General features: G+C 57.8%; 24 protein-coding genes and 4 pseudogenes. 16 read left to right on the forward strand and 12 right to left on the reverse strand.

Annotated features, from left to right (window positions below):
* Nucleotides 1-17: 17 nt before the first annotated feature.
* On the forward strand, nt 18-1,415 hold the full coding sequence (locus tag G8E10_RS23025) for a sensor histidine kinase (RefSeq protein ID WP_167130823.1): 1,398 nt from the start codon (nt 18-20) through the stop codon (nt 1,413-1,415).
* Between the two features lie 61 nt (nt 1,416-1,476).
* Here the strand turns inward: G8E10_RS23025 and G8E10_RS23030 are convergent, their stop codons facing one another.
* The 4 genes from G8E10_RS23030 to G8E10_RS23045 all read right to left on the reverse strand — a co-directional run bounded on the left by G8E10_RS23030 (nt 1,477) and on the right by G8E10_RS23045 (nt 2,784).
* Nucleotides 1,477-1,713 carry a DUF378 domain-containing protein gene (locus tag G8E10_RS23030; RefSeq protein WP_167130824.1) on the reverse strand — a complete coding sequence of 79 codons (237 nt, stop codon included), beginning with the start codon at nt 1,711-1,713 and terminating at the stop codon, nt 1,477-1,479.
* A gap of 67 nt (nt 1,714-1,780) precedes the next feature.
* Nucleotides 1,781-2,026: a DUF2934 domain-containing protein gene (locus G8E10_RS23035; protein ID WP_167130825.1), complete on the reverse strand. Its 246-nt coding sequence runs from the start codon at nt 2,024-2,026 to the stop codon at nt 1,781-1,783.
* Nucleotides 2,027-2,093: 67 nt separating this feature from the next.
* Nucleotides 2,094-2,384 carry a con-10 family general stress protein gene (locus tag G8E10_RS23040; RefSeq protein WP_425530868.1) on the reverse strand — a complete coding sequence of 97 codons (291 nt, stop codon included), beginning with the start codon at nt 2,382-2,384 and terminating at the stop codon, nt 2,094-2,096.
* 205 nt (nt 2,385-2,589) lie between these two features.
* Nucleotides 2,590-2,784, reverse strand: coding sequence for a hypothetical protein (locus G8E10_RS23045; protein WP_167130826.1), 195 nt, complete (start codon nt 2,782-2,784; stop codon nt 2,590-2,592).
* Here G8E10_RS23045 and G8E10_RS23050 point away from each other — a divergent pair.
* The 3 genes from G8E10_RS23050 to G8E10_RS23060 all read left to right on the forward strand — a co-directional run bounded on the left by G8E10_RS23050 (nt 2,753) and on the right by G8E10_RS23060 (nt 5,020).
* On the forward strand, nt 2,753-3,739 hold the full coding sequence (locus G8E10_RS23050; protein WP_167130827.1) for an SDR family oxidoreductase: 987 nt from the start codon (nt 2,753-2,755) through the stop codon (nt 3,737-3,739). The two genes, G8E10_RS23045 and G8E10_RS23050, sit on opposite strands and share 32 nt — an antisense overlap.
* A gap of 64 nt (nt 3,740-3,803) precedes the next feature.
* Nucleotides 3,804-4,523 (forward strand): DUF4336 domain-containing protein, encoded by a 720-nt coding sequence (locus G8E10_RS23055; protein ID WP_167130828.1) that lies wholly within the window; start codon nt 3,804-3,806, stop codon nt 4,521-4,523.
* 128 nt (nt 4,524-4,651) lie between these two features.
* The gene (locus tag G8E10_RS23060) at nt 4,652-5,020 is read left to right on the forward strand and encodes a response regulator (protein WP_281517770.1); all 369 of its coding nucleotides are present in this window, start codon (nt 4,652-4,654) and stop codon (nt 5,018-5,020) included.
* 108 nt (nt 5,021-5,128) lie between these two features.
* Here the strand turns inward: G8E10_RS23060 and G8E10_RS23065 are convergent, their stop codons facing one another.
* The 3 genes from G8E10_RS23065 to G8E10_RS23075 form a co-directional block, all read right to left on the reverse strand.
* The gene (locus tag G8E10_RS23065) at nt 5,129-6,043 is read right to left on the reverse strand and encodes an SDR family oxidoreductase (protein ID WP_425530870.1); all 915 of its coding nucleotides are present in this window, start codon (nt 6,041-6,043) and stop codon (nt 5,129-5,131) included.
* A gap of 101 nt (nt 6,044-6,144) precedes the next feature.
* Nucleotides 6,145-6,942, reverse strand: a complete 798-nt coding sequence (locus G8E10_RS23070; protein ID WP_167130831.1) for an SDR family NAD(P)-dependent oxidoreductase — start codon at nt 6,940-6,942, stop codon at nt 6,145-6,147.
* Nucleotides 6,943-6,953: 11 nt separating this feature from the next.
* Nucleotides 6,954-8,123, reverse strand: a complete 1,170-nt coding sequence (locus G8E10_RS23075) for a zinc-dependent alcohol dehydrogenase (RefSeq protein ID WP_167130832.1) — start codon at nt 8,121-8,123, stop codon at nt 6,954-6,956.
* A gap of 210 nt (nt 8,124-8,333) precedes the next feature.
* Here G8E10_RS23075 and G8E10_RS23080 point away from each other — a divergent pair, with 210 nt between their 5' ends.
* The 4 genes and pseudogenes from G8E10_RS23080 to G8E10_RS23095 all read left to right on the forward strand — a co-directional run bounded on the left by G8E10_RS23080 (nt 8,334) and on the right by G8E10_RS23095 (nt 10,041).
* Nucleotides 8,334-8,648 carry a plasmid stabilization protein gene (locus G8E10_RS23080; protein WP_167130833.1) on the forward strand — a complete coding sequence of 105 codons (315 nt, stop codon included), beginning with the start codon at nt 8,334-8,336 and terminating at the stop codon, nt 8,646-8,648.
* A 50-nt stretch (nt 8,649-8,698) separates the two neighbouring features.
* Nucleotides 8,699-8,995: a DUF3175 domain-containing protein gene (locus tag G8E10_RS23085; protein ID WP_167130834.1), complete on the forward strand. Its 297-nt coding sequence runs from the start codon at nt 8,699-8,701 to the stop codon at nt 8,993-8,995.
* Nucleotides 8,996-9,111: 116 nt separating this feature from the next.
* The gene (locus G8E10_RS23090; RefSeq protein WP_281517764.1) at nt 9,112-9,639 is read left to right on the forward strand and encodes an NADP-dependent oxidoreductase; all 528 of its coding nucleotides are present in this window, start codon (nt 9,112-9,114) and stop codon (nt 9,637-9,639) included.
* A pseudogene (locus tag G8E10_RS23095) lies at nt 9,636-10,041 on the forward strand (type II toxin-antitoxin system VapC family toxin). The gene G8E10_RS23090 and the pseudogene G8E10_RS23095 overlap by 4 nt, the downstream one beginning before the upstream one ends.
* Before the next feature lie 50 nt (nt 10,042-10,091).
* Here the strand turns inward: G8E10_RS23095 and G8E10_RS23100 are convergent.
* From G8E10_RS23100 to G8E10_RS23110, 3 genes are all read right to left on the reverse strand, one after another.
* Nucleotides 10,092-10,511: a type II toxin-antitoxin system VapC family toxin gene (locus G8E10_RS23100; protein WP_167130835.1), complete on the reverse strand. Its 420-nt coding sequence runs from the start codon at nt 10,509-10,511 to the stop codon at nt 10,092-10,094.
* Nucleotides 10,508-10,762 carry a FitA-like ribbon-helix-helix domain-containing protein gene (locus G8E10_RS23105; RefSeq protein WP_167130836.1) on the reverse strand — a complete coding sequence of 85 codons (255 nt, stop codon included), beginning with the start codon at nt 10,760-10,762 and terminating at the stop codon, nt 10,508-10,510. Before G8E10_RS23105 ends, G8E10_RS23100 begins: the two co-directional genes overlap by 4 nt.
* A 280-nt stretch (nt 10,763-11,042) precedes the next feature.
* Complete coding sequence (locus tag G8E10_RS23110) at nt 11,043-11,936, reverse strand: LysR family transcriptional regulator (protein WP_167130837.1); 894 nt, start codon at nt 11,934-11,936, stop codon at nt 11,043-11,045.
* Nucleotides 11,937-12,050: 114 nt separating this feature from the next.
* Between G8E10_RS23110 and G8E10_RS23115 the strand changes: the two genes are divergently transcribed.
* From G8E10_RS23115 to nhaA, 3 genes and pseudogenes are all read left to right on the forward strand, one after another.
* Nucleotides 12,051-12,881 carry an SDR family oxidoreductase gene (locus tag G8E10_RS23115; protein WP_167130838.1) on the forward strand — a complete coding sequence of 277 codons (831 nt, stop codon included), beginning with the start codon at nt 12,051-12,053 and terminating at the stop codon, nt 12,879-12,881.
* 389 nt (nt 12,882-13,270) lie between these two features.
* Nucleotides 13,271-13,483: pseudogene (locus tag G8E10_RS23120) on the forward strand (ion transporter); the annotation flags it as partial.
* A 276-nt stretch (nt 13,484-13,759) separates the two neighbouring features.
* A complete protein-coding gene (gene nhaA, locus G8E10_RS23125) occupies nt 13,760-14,950 on the forward strand; it encodes a Na+/H+ antiporter NhaA (RefSeq protein ID WP_167130839.1) in 1,191 nt (396 codons plus the stop codon).
* Nucleotides 14,951-15,009: 59 nt separating this feature from the next.
* Here nhaA and G8E10_RS23130 read toward each other — a convergent pair whose 3' ends face one another.
* Entirely contained in the window at nt 15,010-17,004 is a 1,995-nt protein-coding gene (locus G8E10_RS23130; RefSeq protein WP_167130840.1) for a BCCT family transporter, read from the reverse strand.
* Nucleotides 17,005-17,150: 146 nt separating this feature from the next.
* On the opposite strand from G8E10_RS23130, the gene G8E10_RS23135 reads away from it, so the two are divergent.
* From G8E10_RS23135 to G8E10_RS23150, 5 genes and pseudogenes are all read left to right on the forward strand, one after another.
* Nucleotides 17,151-18,113: a bile acid:sodium symporter family protein gene (locus G8E10_RS23135; protein WP_167130841.1), complete on the forward strand. Its 963-nt coding sequence runs from the start codon at nt 17,151-17,153 to the stop codon at nt 18,111-18,113.
* 161 nt (nt 18,114-18,274) lie between these two features.
* On the forward strand, nt 18,275-19,168 hold the full coding sequence (locus G8E10_RS23140) for a cation:proton antiporter domain-containing protein (protein WP_343289862.1): 894 nt from the start codon (nt 18,275-18,277) through the stop codon (nt 19,166-19,168).
* Nucleotides 19,129-19,527 carry a cation:proton antiporter domain-containing protein gene (locus tag G8E10_RS26265; protein WP_343289863.1) on the forward strand — a complete coding sequence of 133 codons (399 nt, stop codon included), beginning with the start codon at nt 19,129-19,131 and terminating at the stop codon, nt 19,525-19,527. The genes G8E10_RS23140 and G8E10_RS26265 overlap by 40 nt, the downstream gene beginning before the upstream one ends.
* A gap of 219 nt (nt 19,528-19,746) precedes the next feature.
* Complete coding sequence (locus tag G8E10_RS23145) at nt 19,747-19,947, forward strand: type II toxin-antitoxin system VapB family antitoxin (RefSeq protein ID WP_167130842.1); 201 nt, start codon at nt 19,747-19,749, stop codon at nt 19,945-19,947.
* Nucleotides 19,944-20,278 (forward strand): annotated as a pseudogene (locus G8E10_RS23150) (PIN domain-containing protein); the annotation flags it as partial. The gene G8E10_RS23145 and the pseudogene G8E10_RS23150, both read left to right, overlap by 4 nt.
* Here the strand turns inward: G8E10_RS23150 and G8E10_RS23155 are convergent.
* Nucleotides 20,251-20,364: pseudogene (locus G8E10_RS23155) on the reverse strand (IS5/IS1182 family transposase); the annotation flags it as partial. The pseudogenes G8E10_RS23150 and G8E10_RS23155 overlap by 28 nt on opposite strands.

Consider the following 20,364-nt stretch of genomic DNA (forward strand, 5'->3'; position numbering starts at 1 on the left):
AGCGCGGGGAAGAGAATATGGATTCAAAGGGGCGGCATGCGCAAAGCGATCCCTCCGATTTCGGCGATGCGATCTACCGTCAGATTATTGCGAGCGCCACCGACTATGCCGTCATCACGGTCGCTCTTGACGGCAGGATCTCCACCTGGAGTGCCGGTGCCAGCAATCTTTTCGGCTATACGTCGCAAGAAGCCGTAGGACAAAACCTCGCCATGATTTTCACGTTCGAAGATCAGTTGGAGAGCGCTTGTCATGCGGAGATGCACACTGCCCTGCAATACGGTCGAGCCGACGATAATCGCTGGCATGTTCGCAAGGATGGTAGCCGCCTGTGGGCGTCCGGCCTGCTCATGCTACTGAAAGACGACGAACAGCGCGCCATAGGCTTTGTCAAAATCTTGCGTGACCGCACGCAATACCTCGAACAGGACGAAGCCGTACGCTCAAGCGTAGAGCGGCTCCGGCTGATCCTGGAGAGCGCTACTGATTACGCCATCCTTACGTTCGATCAAGAGGGAACTCTGCTTACCTGGAATGCCGGGGCCCGACGCATCCTTGGCTACACGGAAGAGGACATCATCGGACGGGACGCACGGGTCCTGTTTACGCCCGAGGAACGAGAGGCCGGAGCCCTCGAATGGGAGATGGAAACGGCAACCAAGGAAGGCCGCGCGGAGAACGAGCGCTTCCACGTTCGCAAGGACGGCTCCCGGTTTTGGGGCAGCGGCCTGACGATGCCGCTCATGGCGCGGCAGGACAAGCCCGGCTATCTGAAGATCATGCGCAATGACACCGAACGGCATCTCGCCGAAGAACATCAGCAGGTCATGATGCGAGAGATGAGCCATCGCGTGAAAAACAGCCTGATGTTGGTGACTGCGATGCTGGCAATGCAAGCACGGGTAGCCGATGTCCCCGAGGTGAAGCGCGTTCTGACAGATGCTGAGACCCGAGTTGCAACCATCGCAGCCGTCCACGACCATTTGTGGCGCCAACCTGATCTCGAGACCATCGACCTTGCCGCTTTTCTCAAGGATCTGTGCAGCCGCCTCGCACAAACCTCTGACCGGCATACACTCTCTTTCGACGGCACCCCTTGCCGGATCGACACAGACCGCGCCATACAGGCAGCCCTTATCGTCAACGAGCTCGTAACCAACGCGATCAAGCATGCCTACCCATCAGGAGGCGGCAGAATCGACGTCTTGATCACCACCACTGACGACATGATTTGCCTGACCGTTGCAGATGATGGCGTCGGATTGCCAACCGATTTTGATTTGGAGGGAAACTCAGGAAGGAGCCTTGGAATGAAGGTTATCAGAGGGTTGGTAAGACAGCTCCAGGCAGAACTTATGGTAATAAGAACTGCGCCGGGCACCGCCTTGATCGCGAAAATTCCAATGAGTTCGTGAGCCTAGACAGTGGCCTAGCTCCTAACTATCACGAGGAAACGGGAGCCAAAGCTCCCGCCGCTCATAAGTGTCTTGTGGAACTTTCAGCCGCCACTTCGCCGACGGAAAGCGCCTTGAAGAATGGCACAAGCTGATAGAGTGCTGACAGGCCGACAAGGACGTAGACGATAGTGGTGAGCGCGCTTTCACGGCCACCAAATATCGTGGCGACAAGGTCGAAATCGGCGACGCCGACAAGAAGCCAGTTGATGCCGCCAATGATAATCAAAAGCAATGTGATAAGGTTGATCGCTTTCACGCAAAATCTCCTCTGGAAGGCGATGTGTCTGAAGGCTTGAACGAGGTCATTCCCCGCTGTCACGGGTTCATCCTGCCGAACGCTTTGGTCGCTTGCCTTGGAGGTTCAGTTCCCTGTTGACGATTTTTTCAGATCCTTCCGCCGGGTCTTCGCTTGCGGAGGTTTCCGCCTGAGCAACGGGTTGCACATCATCACCGTCATTGGTATCGCTTATCCCTGCCGCGTGCCAATGATCAAGATGACGACCCTCTGGACGGCCCTCCTTCTCCCACAATGCATGCGCTTTTGCGTGTCTGTCCGTTTCATCGTTCACGTGTCTTCTCCCACCAAAAGTTCCTGTAGAGGAAGGCAACGGCGCCTTCCTCAATCGCTTTTTTCATTCAACGGTTGTTACCGCCGCCGGACGACTGACCGCCCTTCTTGCCCGCTTCAGATGCACGCTCGGAGTCATTGGCGAAGTTTCCGCCGGAGGCCTGGCCGCCCTTGCTGGCAATGTCGCGCTGCTTGTCATCGTCCATCGACGCGAAGCCGCGCTTCGACGTGTCACCACCCGACTGATTTCCGGTCTGAGAGTTTGGCATATGTTTCTCCTCTTTTGCTGGCCCATTCCAGCACGCAGAAGCAACTTCGTCCTCGAAAAAGGGTTCCTCGACCGTCAGAAACCGTACCATTGTGTCTTGTCGTTGAGAAACGGGCAACGCGGTGTCGTACACCTCAGGTTTTTAGAACGCGTAGTGCCACTGTGCGATTCCGCACTGGAACCACATAACCGTCAGAGTGGTTTGCAAAAATTCAAATACGCGCATCAAAGCGCATATGGAGGGATGGGCATTCGATTGATAGCAACAACACTCTACAGGTTTGAGGACCATGTCGTCAGCAGCGTTTGATGCCAAAGCCCTTCAGGACGCATGCCGCCGCTTCGAAGCCAAGCATGGCATCGAAGCTTTCCTTGATGCCATGGCGGCGATCATGCAGGACCGCCTTGGCGACCAGGGTCTGAACCTGGAATTCTTTGACGACGTAATCGGAGATCATAATGAAGAACCAGTCAGAAGTGGTGGTGATCACCGGAGCGTCCAGCGGGATCGGGCAAGCCACCGCTGAAGCCTTCGCGCGTACCGGCGCCAAGCTCGTGATTGCGGCCCGTAATGCGGCCGCACTTCAGGCTGTTGCAAAGACGTGCCGCGGGTTGGGCGCCGATGTCCTTGTCGTGCCCACGGATGTTACCAATGCCGATCAGGTCAAGGCACTCGCCGAGGCCGCGCTGAGCTTCGGGGCAATCGACGTCTGGGTCAGCAATGTCGGCGTCGGTGCTGTCGGCAAATTCCAGGACACGCCGATCGAGGCGCACGAGCAGGTGATCCGTGCAAATCTCATCGGTCATATGAACGATGCTCACGCAATCCTGCCGATTTTCCTGAAGCAGGATCGCGGGATATTCATCAACATGATCTCGTTGGGTGGATTTGCAGCCGCACCTTATGCTACCGCCTACAGCGCCAGCAAATTCGGATTAAAAGGATTTTCGGAAGCGCTAAGGGGCGAGCTGGCGGAATATCCGAACATCCATATCTGCGATATCTACCCGGCGTTCATCGATACGCCGGGGATCAGCCACGGGGCCAACTACACAGGCCGCCAACTTTCGGCTCCGCCGCCTGTCTACGACGCGCGCAAGGTCGCCGATGCTGTCGTCAGAGTAGCCCGTCGTCCAAAGGCGACAACAACAGTGGGTGTCACGGCCGACCTCATACGCTTTGGACATTTCTTTGCTCCGACCTTGAGCGCGCGGTTCATGAACTGGTTCATTACGACCTACTTCAAGCAAGCCGATCCAACTCCCGTCACCGATGGCAATCTCTACGCTTCGTCGTCGCGGCCCGGCGGCATTGACGGCGGATTGCGGTCCGGGAAACAGCGATTGGCGCTGGGTGCGGTGGCTGCCACCGCAGCCGTAGCCATTGGTCTCATCGCTTTGGCAAACACCTATGGCCGAAACAGCCGTCGTGGCCGATGGCGTTAGAGCCGAAGTCCTGCGCACGCAATTAAAGCAGACCCCCTCATCCTCCCTCACTCCGGATAACCGCATGACGACCTACGCGCCACTCGACGTCCTAAAGCCAGTAGCCGACGGCATCTGGATCGTCGACAGCGGGCCGCTCCATGCTGTCGGAGCAATCCCTTTGCCCGTTCGCATGACGGTGATGCAGCTGGAAGACGGTGGTATCGTCCTCCATTCGCCGACACGCTACGATCCCAGCCTGCGGGAAACGATCGAAAGCCTTGGCCCCATCCGGCATATCGTGGCGCCGAACAGCGCGCACTGGAGTTTCGTCAAGGACTGGAAAGGTCGCGTCCCCGACGCGCTGACATGGGCAGCGCCCGGTTTGAGGCAGCGTCGCCAAGTTAAAAAGGCCTGCATTCCATGGCATGGCGACCTCGGAGCCAAATCCCTGGCGCACTTCGCGCCGGACATCGATCAGATCGAGGTCCCGGGGATCGGTGGTTTTTGTGAAGTCTGTTTTTTTCACCGAAAAAGCCAGAGCCTCGTCGTGACGGATCTCATCCAGAATCTCGAGGATCATCATCATTCTTCCGTGATGCGCCTGTTTTCGAAAGTTATCGGTGCCCGCGACCGCGCGCCGATTTATTTAAGGGCTGTCGTGCGCTTGAAGGGTGAGCCGGCAAAGGCAGCAGCCCGGCAACTCGTGGCACTTGAACCGAAGCGGGTGATTTTCAGCCATGGTCAATATTTCGAACATGATGCTCCTGCACGGTTGCGCAAATCGCTTGAGTGGCTGGTCTGAGCAGCGTTAACAGCGGTTAAGGATATGGCTTCTTGCGGGGCAAGGCTGTGCGGTTTCGCACATTACGAGACGTAACTCGTTACGCGTGTATAATGAGGACATCCGAAGTCGAGACAAGCGTGGCTGCGATGCGCACTCCGAATATCCTTCTCCTGGAAGACGAAGCTCTCATTGCTTTGGACGTCGAGACGATGCTGACAGAAATCAAGGCGGGGTCGGTGACGAGTATTGCATCATGCGCCGACGCGTTGAAATGGCTGGCCCATAACACGCCCGACATCGCCATCATCGATATTTTCCTGCGAGACGGTGAGTGCATTGAGGTTGCAAACATCCTTGTCGAACGGGATGTCCCATTCGTCGTCCACAGCGCGCGAAGAAAAGTTACCCACAACAGCCACCGCATCTTTCTTAAAGGCGTTTGGATACCAAAGCCTGCCCTTCCAAATAATTTGGCGCAAGCCGTTAAAGCACACCTAAACACAGCGGCGGTTTAGGGTTCGCAATTCTACGGAACAAGATAATTTCGAAGCGGCTGCTGCCAGCTCCCCCGGTATCATCCGCTTCGGGGTTGTCGATACGGATTGGCTAGAAAATCCTGCACATTATGGCTGGCCGCTTCCGCCAGCGGCGCCGTAGATCTGCCCGGTTGCATAGCTTGCTTGCGGGTCGGCGAGCTGAACATAAATGGACGCCAACTCGGCAGGCTGACCGGGACGGCCAAGCGGCGTGTCGCTGCCGAACTTCACAAGCTTTTCCATCGTTGCCCCGCCACTGACCTGCAGTGGTGTCCAGATCGGACCGGGCGCCACGCCATTGACGCGAATCCCCTTTGGACCCAGTTGCCTCGCCATCGACTTTGTGAAGTTCATTCCGGCGGCCTTGGTGATCGCATAGTCCACCAGGTCTTCCGATGGATCATAAGCCTGCACCGAGGTGGTCTGGATGATCGCCGATCCCGGTTGTAAATGCTTGAGAGCCGCTTTCGTTAGCCAGAACATTGCGTAAATGTTGGTCTTCATCGTCGCGTCGAAGGCTTCGGTGGTAATGTCGGACAACGACGCCGCCTGCTGCTGCCGTCCGGCGTTATTGACTAGGATATCGAGGCCGCCTAGGGCGGCAACCGCATCCTCGACGAGCTTTTCGCAAAAAGCTTCATCCCGGAGATCGCCTGGCAAGGCGACACCCTTGCGGCCTTCCTTTTCGATCAAGGCGATGACTTCTTTCGCATCGGGCTCTTCGTCGGGAAGATAGTTGATCGCAACGTCGGCACCCTCACGCGCGTACGCGATCGCAGCGGCACGCCCCATGCCGGAATCGCCGCCAGTGATCAGCGCCCGCATTCCTGTCAGGCGGCCAGAGCCTTGGTAAGACGTCTCACCGTGGTCAGGCGTTGGGGTCATTTTGCCAGCCAGACCAGGAAACGGCTGAGACTGCGTTTCGAACGGAGGCTTCGGATATTTTATCGTCGGATTTTCCATGGTGGCTGCTTTCGATAAGGTTGAGGCCGCCTGCGCCATAAAAGGTAATGTCGAGGCGGCAAGGGTTGCAGTTGCGGCCGTAAGCACAGTGCGGCGGCTGAGTTGCAGAGTGAAAGGATGGGCCATGTTTCGGCTCCAGCTCAGTTCTTGCCCGAACCGGGCTCGGCCATCTTGGCATGTTGATGGGCCAGCATGCTCGCCGGGGTGACGTTGGCGACTGCGGCTTGCAACTTGTTCTTCCAGCCGCTGACAACGTCACCTTCGCCATCCATCATTGCATCATAGCCGACCCGCGCAACGTCGGCGGGATCATCCTTCTTTGCCTGTCCCACGGATGTGTCCATCAGTTCAGCACGTTGGAAAAACTCCGTCTCTGTTGGGCCCGGCATGAGGCAACTCACCGAGATGCCGCTGTCTTTCAGCTCTTCGCGCAAGGCAAACGAGAAACTATTAATGAAGGCCTTGGTGGCGTTGTATACTGCCTGATAGGAACCCGGCATGAAGCCGGCAATCGAACCGGTTAGCAGGATGCGGCCTTGGCCGCGGCTGCGCATCAGATTTCCGACCTGCTGCACGAGATAGATGGTGCCGACGATATTGGTATCGACGACCTTGCGCGCTTTGGCGAAGTCTTGCTCCAGGAAACCCCTTCCCAGCCCGCGACCGGCGTTGGCCATCAGCAGATCAACGGAGCGGCCAGATGCCTCGATGTTTTCGAGAAGGCGGTCGACGCCTCCCTCCGTTGACAGGTCAGCCTCGATGGCGTCCACCGAAGTATCGAATTCCTTGAGAGTGGCTGCAGCCTGATTAATGCGTGGCTCATCGGCTGCAATAATCAAATCATAGCCATCCTGGGCGGCACATTTGGCCAATTCGTACCCAATACCCGACGATGCACCCGTGACGACGGCAAGACCTTTTCCCGTTTCAATCGCCATGCTGTAGCTCCTTACGGCTTGAGAACGACTTTGACGCAGCCGTCCTTCTTTTCGAGGAAGGTCTTGTAGAGCTCCGGTCCGTCTTCCAAGCTTCCGGTATGGGTGATGATGAATGAGGGGTCGATCTCTCCGTTCTGAATTCGCTCCATCAGGATCGGCAGGTAGTGCTGAACGGGCGTCTGCGCCATCTTGAACGTTAGGCCGCGATTGATGGCCGAACCCATCGGGATCTTATCCAGGAACCCACCGTAGACGCCAACGATCGAGACTGTGCCGAAGTTGCGGCAGCAATGAATTGCCTGGCGGAGAACGTGCGGGCGATCGGTGCCCATGAAGGTGGCGACTTTGATGCGGTCGATGCGGGCATCCCAGCTCGCAGATGGATCAGATTCGGTTCCAACGGCGTCGATGCAGGCATCAGCCCCACGACCGTTGGTCAGCTCCATAATCCGGTCGTAGATATCCTTGTCCATATAATCGAGGGTGATCGCCCCAGACTTTCCGGCAAGAGCCAGCCGTTCTGGGACCGTGTCGATCGCGATGACCCGCTCGGCCCCCAGAATGAAAGCTGACTTGATAGCCATCTGGCCGACGGGTCCGCAGCCCCAGATGGCGATTGTGTCGCCCGGCTGGATGTTACAGAAATCGGCAGCCATATAACCGGTCGGGAAAATATCGGAGAGAAAAAGCACCTGCTCATCGGTCAGGCCGTCCGGAACCTTGATGGGCCCAACATCGGCGTAGGGAACTCTTAGATATTCGGCCTGGCCGCCGCTGAATCCGCCCAACAGGTGGGTATAGCCAAACAGGCCAGCAGGCGAATTGCCCCACATCTTGGTGACTTTTTCCGGTTTTGGATTCGATCGTTCGCACCCGGAGAAAAAGCCTCGTTTGCAGAAGAAGCATTCGCCGCACGCGATCGTAAAGGGAACGACCACCCGGTCGCCGACCTTCAGCTTCTTGTTGTCCTTGCCGACCTCGACGACTTCGCCCATGGTTTCGTGACCCATGATGTCACCACTGTGCATGTCGGGCATGACGCCGTTGTAGAGATGAAGGTCCGATCCGCAGATCGCGCAAGCCGTGACCCTGATGATGGCATCGCGGCCGTCCTCGATCTGGGGGTCCGGGACGCTCTCGCAGCGGATGTCATGCTTGCCGTGCCAGGTCAGTGCTTTCATGAACTTGCTCCAAATTCGTGTCGTCTCTTCGCGCGAGCGCCTTGGCTGCAAACAACAGGAATTGAACGTTGTTCCTTGGCGAGGCCGGCTGTACGGAAGCGCACCAAAGCTCAAAATTGCCGCAAAAGACTTATCATTTGGGTTTGCGGGAGGAACTTGACGGGCAAGTGATCGTTTTCTCCGCTCCACCAGATCAAGAGGAGATGTTCCATGCCACAGGGCGACAAATCCGCATATACCGATAAGCAGAAGCGCAAGGCCGAGCATATCGAGGAAGGCTACGAAGACCGTGGCATTTCCGAGAAGGAAGCCGAACGCCGTGCCTGGGCCACCGTTAACAAAGAAAGCGGCGGTGGCAAGAAGTCAGGGTCCGGCCGGGGCCATGCCGAAAACCACGCCTCTTCCGAAAAGGGCGGACATAAGGGCGGCGCAGCTGCCGCGTCACGCACCAAGGAAGAGCGGTCAGCATCCGCCAAGAAAGCTGCAGCCACGCGCAAGCGCAACGAGCACCACGCTCATCATTGATGGGATACGGCGTCACGATAGTGGCGCCATTCTTCTGTGGAGGAACGTTCATGCCGAAGAAGAAATCGAAACAGAAATGGTCGCAGGATGTCACTGACAACAGCGACGCGATGGATCTGAAAGGCGGCGTCTTCAAGCAGCGCAGCGCCAAGAAGATCGCAGACTCGTTAAAGGCCTCTGCCGAACATAGCGAACGCCGCAAGGCCAGCCCTTTGCAGTCCGCCATGTCGATGCTGACTTTCTATATCAATCGTGCTGGCAAGCAGCTGTCGAAATCGAGATTATCGAAGCTCTATCGCGCCAAGGACGAGCTGCGCAAGGATTTTGGGAAGGAGCCGAAACGCTGATCATCCGAGTGGCATCTCCAACACCGGTTAGCCGTCAAGCGATGCGCCGACAGATCAAGGGCGCATAACCGGGCAGTGCGTTTCAAAATTGCTCCCGAGCTTGGAAGAAACCGATCTTGCAAGCTGTACGTATCCATCGATTCGGTGGTCCGGAAGTTATTTCGATCGAGGAAATTGTTCGGCCAACGGCCACCGTCGACGAAGTTCTCATCAAGGTCTTTGCCGCAAGCGACAATCCAGTCGACGAGAGGATGCGCGAGGGCAAGTATCCGGTCGCTACCGAAAAGTACCTTCATGTGCTCGGCCTTGATGTCAGGGGCGAGATCGCGGCCATCGGGTCTGATGTTGCCGGCTTCCCGATTGGCGCCGACGTCTTTGCGTTCCTGTCACCACAACAGGTTGGCTACGAGGAATTCATCCTTGCGCGGGCTGATGAGGTGGCTGCAAACCCGCGGCCACTCGATGCGGTCGTCGCCGCCGCTGCCATACCCTTGGCCGGCATCACCGCTTGGCAAGGACTGTTCGATCATGGTGGGCTTCAATCTGGCCAGCGTGTCCTCATTCAGAGTGGTGCGGGCGGCGTCGGCCATTTCGCCATTCAGTTCGCCAAAGCGAGGGGCGCATGGATCGCAACGACCAAGTGATCCTGGTAGACACCTCAATCCGGATAGATCACTTTCGATACGGAGACGCAGAGCTAAAAAAATCATCAATGATGACAGGTTGCTCTGCCACCCTTTCGTTGTCGGCGAACTGGCGCTTGGTAGCCTGCGAGATCGGGTTGCAGTTCTTGCTTTCCTGGCAGCTCAACGCGAAGCATTGATCGCGACCCATGCAGAGGTAATGACGATAATTGATCGCAATCCGATATTCAGCATGGGATCGGTTCCACGGACGCCCACTTGTTGACTTCGACACTGCTGGAAAAGCGGTCTAGTTTGTGGACAAGAAATAAGCGCCTGGCGGCCGCAGCACAAAAAGTCGGTGCGGCGCTTCATCCAGATGCGCAAGCCTCTCATCTAGAACAGCAATGCGGGACCGCTTAGCAATATGAAGCGCTTGATGAGATACGAACCAGCGGCCCACAGTTTAAGACTTAGGCGACCCAAGGATTGATCACCTTCAATCCGGCGGCCTCAAATGGGCTTGTATCTCGCGTTGCGACTACGAGATGATTCTCAGCGGCTGTAGCAGCAATATATCCATCAGCCTTGCCGATCGCCTTACCGGATACTCGGCCGCCGGCCATCAACTGCGCGTAGAATTGCGAGGTTCCTATGTTAAAGGGCAGAATGCGCCCGTCAAAGTGCGGAAGAACTTCCCCCTCAAGGCGATCATGAAGAATGGTCTGACGTTTCCCTGAAGGCAGGGAGGCAATCCCGAAACGAAGTTCAGCAATTGAAATCGCGGAAATGAACAGCGTCTCGACGGTTTGTGCATCCAACCAAACCAGCACAGCAGTATCAGGAGCCGGTTTCCATGGCTCAGATATTACATTGGTGTCTAGCAAGATCATTCGAAAGTCACCGGTTCAGCTGGCGTCATGTCGCGCTGTTGTTGCAGCGCTTCGACGTCACTGTTTGACAGTTCGGCGTCACGGCCGATGGCCGCGAGCAATGACCCGAGTTTCACGCGTTCAGATGGACGGACAGCCGCTTCAAGAATGTCCCGAATTTCAGCTTCGGTACTACGGCCATGGTGAGCTGCTCTTGCGCGTAACGCCCGATGCGTTTCATCAGATATGTTTCGAATGGTGACCGCCGCCATTAACACAATCCTGTATTACCCTTTATTGTGATATCAACGTAATCGAAACGATAGCGTTTTTCAAGTCGTGCTACGAGGACGGACCGGGCCTGGGTAACCGCGTTCCACGCCTTAAGCCATATCGAATGATCGACTACCTGAGTCAGCTGGGGCTTCCAAAGGGCCAGATCTCCGCTATCCAGCTGTGTGCGCCAACTCACTTTCAGCTCGACTGACTTTTCGTCCGGTATGGCATGGGGCCTTGGTTGAGACGGTCTGGTAGCCGGACGATGTGTGACATTTAGCCGGCCTGTTTCAGCACGTCGATGAACGCCCGCAAACCCGGGGGCACATGCCGGTGGCCAGGGTAATAGAGGCAGAGCCCGGGCATCCACGGACACCAGTCTTCCAACACCACCACCAGCTTACCCGCGGCGATGTAAGGCTGCGCTACCCGGTCGGCGACATAGGCAATGCCCATGCCGCCCACGGCTGCCTCCGCCATCAGCCCGACATGGTCGAGCGTCAGCGCGCCTGCGACGTCGACCACCATCTGCTGGCCGAACCGCTCGAATTCCCAACGAAACAGCTTTCCGCTCGGGAAGCGGAAGCGGATGCAGGCGTGCGCCTTCAAATCGTCTGGGGCTTTTGGAGCCAGACGCCGTGCAAGGTAATCGGGTGAAGCCACGGTTAGAAACCGGCTGTCGCCGCCGAAGTGCACGGCGATCATGTCCTGCGGCACCGCCTCACCCAGCCGGATGCCGGCATCAAACCCGTCGGCGACGATATCGATCAACTTACCGTCGGTGACCAGATCCAGCCCCACGTCCGGATAACGCGCCAGAAATGTCGGAACCACGGCTTCCAGCAGCAGGCTGGCGGCAATCTCGCTGCTGTTGATCCGCAGTATGCCACTCGGCCGGTCGCGAAACAGTGACACTTCCGCGAGCGCGCCATCGAGATCGCGCAACAGCGGCAGCAGCCGCGCTAGCAGTCGATCGCCGATCTCGGTCGGCGCGACGCTGCGCGTCGTCCGGTTAAGCAACCGCACACCAAAATTTTCCTCCAGGACCCTCATCATATGACTGAGCGTCGAAGGCGACAGTCCGAGTTCATCAGCTGCTTTGCGAAAACTGCGGTGGCGCAGGATAGCGGCAAAGGCCGAGAGTTCAGTGAGCGTCGGAGTGCTATTCATGGTCTTTCTTCACCAGCTTATGCAACATTGTTTGGATAGTAACATCAATCAAACAGAATATCTTGCCTGTCATCCGCCGCAATTCTGCGGGCTCCTTAAAAAGGATTTTTAACCGTGACAAAGACTTGGTTGATTACTGGCACCTCCTCCGGCCTCGGCCGCATCATGACCGAAAAACTGCTGGCCCGCGGCGATCGGGTTGTAGCTACGCTGCGCAAGCACGCCGCACTCGACGACCTTAAGGCAGAATACGGCGACGCCCTTTCGATCGCCACCCTCGACGTCACCGACACACCTGCCATTCACCGGGTGGTGACTGACGCTTTCAACATCTCTGGCCGGATCGACACCGTCGTCAGCAATGCTGGCTATGGGCTGTTCGGCGCGGCCGAAGAGGCGAGCAGCGACCAAATCCGCACTCAGATCGACACCAACCTGATTGGCTCGATCGAGCTGATCCGCGCTGCCCTACCGCATCTGCGCGCCCAGGGCGGCGGCCGCATCCTACAGGTCTCATCCGAAGGCGGACAGATCGCCTATCCGAATTTCAGCCTCTATCATGCCACCAAATGGGGCATCGAGGGCTTTGTGGAATCCGTATCGCAAGAAGTAGCCCCGTTCGGCATCGCGTTCACGTTGGTCGAGCCAGGTCCGGCCCAGACCGAATTCGGCGGCGGCCTGGTGGCGCCTGTGCCGATGGCCGTCTATGACAATACACCGGCCGGCGACGTGCGCCGTGCATTTGCCGGCGGCGCCTTCGAGATCAAGGGAGATCCGATCAAAATGGTCGATGCAATCATCGCCTCGGCCGACCAGGCAGCCGCCCCCAAACGCCTGACGCTCGGCGCTGGCGCCTATGCCTCGATCCGCAAGGCCCTGACCGAACGTTTGGCCGAACTCGAAATGCAGGAAGACATCGCCATCTCCGCCGACAGCGACGCATAATCATTATCGCTCGACACGACACCAATGCCGGGCAGCTGAAAACTGCCTGGCGCAAGACTCTTCGGACGACTTTACTTGCTCAACGGCTTCAAGGGAGGCCACGCCGTCTCTGCTTCCGACGCCTTGAACCAAATCGAACCGACGGACGCCGGCATTAAAGCTCGTAACCTGAACCGCGTTCGAGGTTCGTTCGTTGCATACGCGAGCCAGCTAGGACATCGATCGCATTGTGAGTTTTTGACATTCCAGTCGAGCACCGTAAGCAAAGTTCGGTTATAGCCTTCGCCGCGATTGCTGACGCATATCGCCTTCGCAGCAACGGCGGTGCCAGCACAAGACGAAATCGACTGATGGCACTATTTGGGAAATCGCTCGAGCATCTCCTTGAGACGTTGCCTGGCATGTTGGGTAAGCTGACCTCCGTCGTGACGATGATTGTTGGCATCTCCCTCTTTGTCCGGTTGTCGCAGACGATCGTGCGGCCTCGTAAGGTGAATTTCCAATGCCATCAATGTGGTCGACAGCGCCACGACATAGACGCGGTTCACTGCAAGGCCTGCGGTATCCTTCTCAACATTCCGAACAACAACGACTGCTCATGAAGAAGCCTTTTCGCTCCGATTTCAAGCGCACCTGGCAGAGGATCGCAATCGTCGTAATTGCGGCTCTGGGCGTTGCCCAACTTCTGCTAATTCTAGTCATATACCTCATATACCGATAACGCGGACGTGCGCGGTGTGACCTTCAGCGCACCCGTTTTTACTGGAATTCCAGGTCGCGAGGCTCTAGATTGACTACGGCGTGTGCTGCGTGCGCTCCGGGACATCCCGAAATCGACGGAGACTTCGATCAACCTTCCAAACAGGGAGCGCGAACCCATGTCTCTATTGTTGACTGGCCGCATTCAATCCACTCTTCGCCACTTTCTTCACAATGAAGCCGCTGGCGGCATCATTCTGATGATGGTTGCCGCACTTGCGATCGCGACTGCGAATTCGCCGCTGGCGGAAACCTATTTTCAAATCCTGCACGTCTATATCGGCCCGTTGAGCCTTCAGCACTGGATCAACGACGCCCTGATGGCGATCTTCTTTCTGCTTGTCGGCCTCGAGATCAAGCGCGAGATGCTCGACGGCCAGCTCTCGACATGGAGCCGGCGCATACTTCCGGGTGCCGCGGCTGCCGGCGGAATGATCGTTCCGGCGCTGATCTACGTTTATTTCAACTGGGATGACCCCTCGACACTGCGCGGTTGGGCAATTCCGACGGCGACCGATATCGCCTTCGCGCTCGGCGTGATCTCGCTCTTTGGACGGCGCGTACCGACGTCCCTGAAGATCTTTCTTGCAGCCCTTGCCATCATTGATGACCTCGGAGCCGTGATCGTCATCGCATTGTTCTACACGGCAGGCCTAAACCTTCTGGCCCTCGCCGCGGCCGCGTTGGTCGTTGGTCTGCTGGTGTGGCTCAATCGGACAGGGGTAAAATCGCTCGGTCCGTATCTGGCTCTCGGCGCTGTCCTGTGGGTGCTGGTGTTTGCCTCCGGCGTACATGCGACACTTGCAGGTGTCATCCTTGCCCTGACCATCCCGCTGAAACTCACACCGGGAACGCCTGAAGCCCACCATTCGGAGTCACCGCTGCACAGGCTTGAGCACGCGCTGCACAAACCGGTCGCCTTCGCCATCGTTCCGATATTCGGCTTTGCGAATGCAGGCGTATCCTTCACCGGTGTCACCACCGCTGTCTTTGCCGAGCCCCTGACCATGGGTGTGGCAACCGGCCTCGTGCTCGGCAAGCTGATCGGAGTGCTCGGAACGGTCGCTGTGCTCGTCAAGCTCGACATCGCCGATCTGCCGGCACAGGCAAGCTGGGGTCAGATGACCGGTGTGGCTCTTCTGTGTGGAATCGGCTTCACCATGTCCCTGTTCATCGGACTGCTTGCCTTCAACGATCCGACGGTGCAGGATCACTTGAAGATCGGCATCCTCATGGGCTCGTTCACCGCGGGAACCCTTGGCGCATTGTTCCTCGGTGTCTTTGGCCGGCGCAACAAGACACCCGTCTAACACCTGCTTCGCGGCAGAACGACGAGGCGGCGCGATACCGTCGCCGCCTCGTTGCAGTCTCAGAGATGTTCAGGAGCGTTTGTCATCAGCGCCGTCTCCGTCGAAGCCGTCAGCGCGAGATATCGCTCGAACTGGGCGAGAACGTCCGTAATGATCTGATCCTTGTTCATGCCCATGATGTCGTAGCCACGACTACCATCGGAGAACGACGTCCGGGCCTCATGTCGAAGCTCCATCTTCGACGCTTCGAATGCGGTGTAGGCGGGCAACTTCTGTGCCCCCGGCGAGACGGCATAGACGAAATCCCGCACGCGCTCGGCTGGAACGGACAGGCTGACGGTAAGGCCCTCGTTGGACTCTGCCCCATCACCGCTTCGCTGCACCTTGGCATCGCGGCCGCCGCGCTTGAGTTCTGCCGCAACAGCTGCAAGCGCCGGCTGCACCACGCCGTAAATGAAGGCGGAAACCTCCTTTGCAGTCGGTGCGTTCAATGCCAGTGCCAGCCGGCGTTGCCAGGTTATGCCCGCCGCCGGATGCGCGACCGTCGGTCCGGCGAGCGCAGATCGCTGCGCCATGTCGGCACGCATCCCTTTAAAGAGCCCGAACAGAAGCGCCATCATCACGAAGACGAACGGCAGGGCCGAGGCTATGGTGGCCGATTGCAGCGCCGTCAGTCCGCCCGTCAGCAACAGGACGATCGCCACGAATCCTTCGAGAGCGCACCAGAAGATTCGCTGCATCGTTCCCGTGTTCGTTTCGCCGCCAGCCGCGATCGTATCGATGACAAGCGAGCCCGAATCCGCCGATGTGACAAAAAAGATGGCGACGAGAGCGACAGCGAGCCCCGATGTGATGGCCGGAAACGGCAGATACTGGAAGAACTGGAAGAGCCCGACCGAGATATCGTCCGAAATGGCCCGCCCGAGTGCGCCAGCAGCAATCCCCTGGTCGATGTCGATAGCGGTATTGCCGAAAACGGTCATCCAGAGGAACGTAAAGGTGCTGGGCACGAAAAGGACAGCAATAACGAACTCGCGCACCGTTCGGCCACGCGAGATACGGGCAATGAACATGCCGACGAAAGGCGACCACGAGATCCACCACGCCCAGTAGAACAGCGTCCAGGAGTCGATCCACGGCGTTGGCTCGTAAGCGTAGATGTTGAAGGTCCGCAGCAGGAACGTATCGAGGTAAAGCCCGATGTTCTGCACGAAGTCCCGCATCAACTGCGCCGTTGGACCCATGACCAGCACGAACACCATGAGCGACACCGCGACGACGAGGTTCAACTCGCTGAGAATGCGCACGCCCTTGTCGAGACCGCTGACGACGGACAGCGTGGCGACGGCCGAAATAACGACGATCAGCACGGCTTGTACAACAGGAGACACCGGCAAGCCGAGCAAGAAGTTCAAGCCGGCATTGATCTGGAGGACGCCGAAGCCGAGCGACGTCGCGATCCCGAAGAGCGTGCCGCAGATAGCGAAGATATCCACCATGTGCCCGATCGGGCCGTTGATGCGCTCCTTCAAAAGCGGGTAAAGCCCCGAACGGATCGTCAGCGGCAGATTGTAGCGGTAACCGAAATAGGCGAGCGACAGTCCGACGACGGAATAGATCGCCCAGGCATGAATGCCCCAGTGGAAGAAGGTCACACTCATCGCTTCGCGCTTTGCTGCGATCGAGAGAGGATCGGCCGTTGGCGGGGCTGCAAAATGCGTCATCGGCTCGCCGACGGCGAAGTACATGAGGCCGATGCCCATGCCTGCGGCGAAGAGCATCGCGATCCAGGAAAGATAGCGAAACTCCGGCTCGCTATCATCAGGCCCGAGCTTCAGGTCACCATACCGGCCAAAGGCGAGGATGAGGATGCCAAACAGAAAGACTCCGACCGAAAGCAGGTAGAGCCAGCCGAAGGACGAGAGGATCCAGCTCTGCAGCGCCCCGAAGATCGCCTCAGCCTGCGCTGGAACAACAGCTCCGACTGCCACGAACATCAGGATGATCGCGACGGAACCGAAGAAAACGGGCGGGTTGATCGTGAACTTGAACATCAGCTTCCTTCCGGGATTGTAAGCGGCTTCCTAACAAATCGTTGAACAATATGCAAAAAGGGAAAGCCTTGGATTGCAGATGACGCGCCCTTGACACGGCGAACCTGCGGCCTACACCACGCTCGAACCACATCGGGAGTGCGCATATGAACCGACTGGCATCCTTTTCCACTTTCGTCGGCAAGACCTTTGCCGTTTGGGTTATCCTCTTTGCAGTCCTGGGTTTCTTCTTTCCAGAAACGTTCAAGCAGATCGGTCCCTGGATCGTTACGCTCCTCTCGATCATCATGTTCGGCATGGGCCTCACCCTGTCGGTCGATGATTTCCGCGAGGTCCTGCGGCGGCCGTTCGATGTGACCATCGGCGTCGTCGGACAGTTCGCCATCATGCCGTTGCTCGCCGTTCTCCTGACCTGGATCATCCCCATGCCGCCCGAAGTCGCCGCAGGCGTCATCCTTGTCGGCTGCTGCCCCGGCGGCACATCGTCCAACGTCATGACCTTTCTCTCCAAGGGCGACGTGGCGTTGTCGGTTGCCTGCACATCGGTGACGACGCTGGCTGCCCCGCTTGTGACGCCCTTTCTTGTCTGGATGTTTGCCAGCCAGTTTCTACCAGTCGATGGCTGGGCGATGTTCCTCAGCATCGTCAAGGTCGTGCTGGTACCGCTTGCGCTCGGCGCCGTGCTGCAGAAGCTGATGCCCGGCGTGGTCAAGGCGGCCGTGCCCGCGCTGCCCCTCGTCAGCGTTATCGGCATTGTTCTTATCGTCTCCGCCGTCGTCGGCGGCTCGAAAGCGGCGATCGCACAGTCCGGCCTGATGATCTTCGCCGTCGTCGTTCTTCACAACGGCCTTGGCTATCTCCTCGGCTTCTTCGCGGCGAAAGCGGCAGGCTTGTCGCTTGCCAAGCGCAAGGCCATAGCCATCGAGGTTGGCATGCAGAATTCCGGCCTAGGCGCGGTTTTGGCCACGGCGTACTTCTCACCGCTCGCCGCCGTCCCCAGCGCCATCTTCAGTGTCTGGCACAACATCTCCGGTGCGCTCCTTGCCAACTGGTTTTCCTCCCGCGTCGAAGCGACGCGCGCTGGCGAAGAGCTTGGACGAAGGTCGTAAGGCTCGCCTGCTTGCCGTCGACAACGCTCGTGAAACAGAGACATCCTTTATCCGTAGTAAGAACGACGAACTCGGAGACTTTTTCAAATCCTGACCTACCTCTCCAGGAAGTTTGCTGACAGGAGAAACAGGATGAGCCAGCCCTTGGATGGTTTCGTGACGTGAGCCAGGGATGGGAGCCAGATCCCTACATCGTTGCGCTAACCGGAGCGGGCATCCTGATCGCCCTTGTCGCGTGGTTGCCGCTTGCACTCAGCCGCCGCCCGATCTCTCTTCCGATCGTCTGCCTGCTCATCGGTGGGCTGATCTTCTCCAGTGGCACCCTGAGTATCGACCCCTCACCGCAAGCTCATCTCTACATCACCGAGCGTCTTACAGAATTTGTGGTCATTGTCGCCTTGATGGGGGCGGGCCTCAAAATCGACCGCGCTTTTTCCTTCAAGGAATGGCGGTTGGCTTGGCGATTGCTCCTCGTCACCATGCCGGTCACTATCGCCGCGATCATGCTCGTGGGTATCAGCGTTCTGGGGCTGACCGCTGTTTCAGCCCTTCTGCTCGCGGCCAGTCTTGCCCCCACCGATCCGGTCCTCGCAGCCGACATACAGGTGGCTGGTCCTCTCGAAGGCGGAGAAGACACCGCACGCTTCGCCTTGACTTCGGAAGCCGGCTTGAACGATGGATTCGCCTTTCCGCTCGTCCATCTCGCGATAGTGTTGAGCTTGTCGGCCAGCACCGGCCAGCCGTGGCTTACGGACTGGCTGACGTATAACGTTCTGTGGGAAACGATTGCAGGGGTCGGGTGCGGCTGGCTGATCGGCCGTGTTTTCGGCTGGCTGACTTTTCGTATGCCAGGAGATACGCTCGCTAGGACCGGGGACGGTCTGGTTGCCATCGCCGCGACCTTCGTATCCTACGGCGTTTCTGAGATGCTCCACTGCTATGGCTTCTTTGCCGTGTTCGTAACGGCGCTGACACTACGCGCGCGTCCCATCGCGACCATGACTTCCAGCGAGACATGCACGACATCACCGAGCAGATCGAGCGGATCACAATGATGGTGCTGCTTCTTGCCTTCGGCGGCGCGATTGCCGGCGGTCTGCTGGCTGATATCGGCTGGCGGGACGTCCTCGCTGCCGGGATCATTTTGCTAGTTATCCGGCCCCTTGCCGGGCTTCTCGGGATGTATCGCAGTACGGCGACACGCGGCGAGAAAGTCTCGATTGCATTCTTCGGGATACGGCGCGTTGGGTCCGTCTACTATTTGAGCTACGCCATCAATCAAGGGGACTTTCCAGATGCCGACAGGCTCTGGACGATCCTATGCCTCGTCGTATTTGCCTCCATCCTCATCCATGGCCTGACGGTAACACCTGCCATGCGTTGGCTGGACCGAACGCATGGGCGTGATGCATGAACATGAACCTCGTTCTTCTGAACGACCGTCCGACTTGCAACGACTTTGACCGCCTGCACACACAATCCAGCCACCACCGGATTAAATCCACTCGGTCGCACGCCTTGAACCAATTCGAACCTGCGACCCTCATACATCAATGCATCAGCCGCACTAAACGAGCCGTAGATTTTAGCACCAAATGGTGCTAGATTAGCTATTCATGTGCGGGAACTAGGTATGCGATCCACCATAAATCTCGACGACAATCTCATGGGACGGGCCAAGTCCCTCACGGGCACGAAGGAGACTGCAGCTCTTGTTCGACAAGCGCTGGAGACGCTGGTGCGTGTGGAATCTGGCAAAAGGCTGATCGCGCTTGGCGGCTCTATGCCCGAGGCTAAGGCGTCGCCGCGCCGGCGAAGCGACGTAGCCAAGTGATCCTGGTAGACACCTCAATTTGGATAGATCATTTTCGACACGGAGACGCAGAGCTAAAAAGAATCATCAATGATGACAGGTGCTCTGCCACCCTTTCGTTGTCGGCGAACTGGCGCTTGGTAGCCTTCGAGAACGGGATGAAGTACTTGCTTTCCTGGCAGCTCAACGCGAAGCAATGATCGCGAGCCATGCAGAGGTAATGACGATAATTAATCGCCATTCAATATTCAGCATGGGGATCGGTTACACGGACGCGCACTTGTTGACATCAACACTGCTGGAAAAGCGGTCTAGGGTCCGGACTCACAACCACCAGATGACGGTAGCTGCGAGTGCGATTGCGCCCATGAAGTTTCTGATGTTGCGGTCGAAGCGAGTTGCGATGCGACGCCAGTCCTTAAGGCGACAGAACATACG

The sequence above is a fragment of the Ferranicluibacter rubi genome (genome assembly GCF_011603255.1).
Taxonomy (GTDB): domain Bacteria; phylum Pseudomonadota; class Alphaproteobacteria; order Rhizobiales; family Rhizobiaceae; genus Ferranicluibacter; species Ferranicluibacter rubi.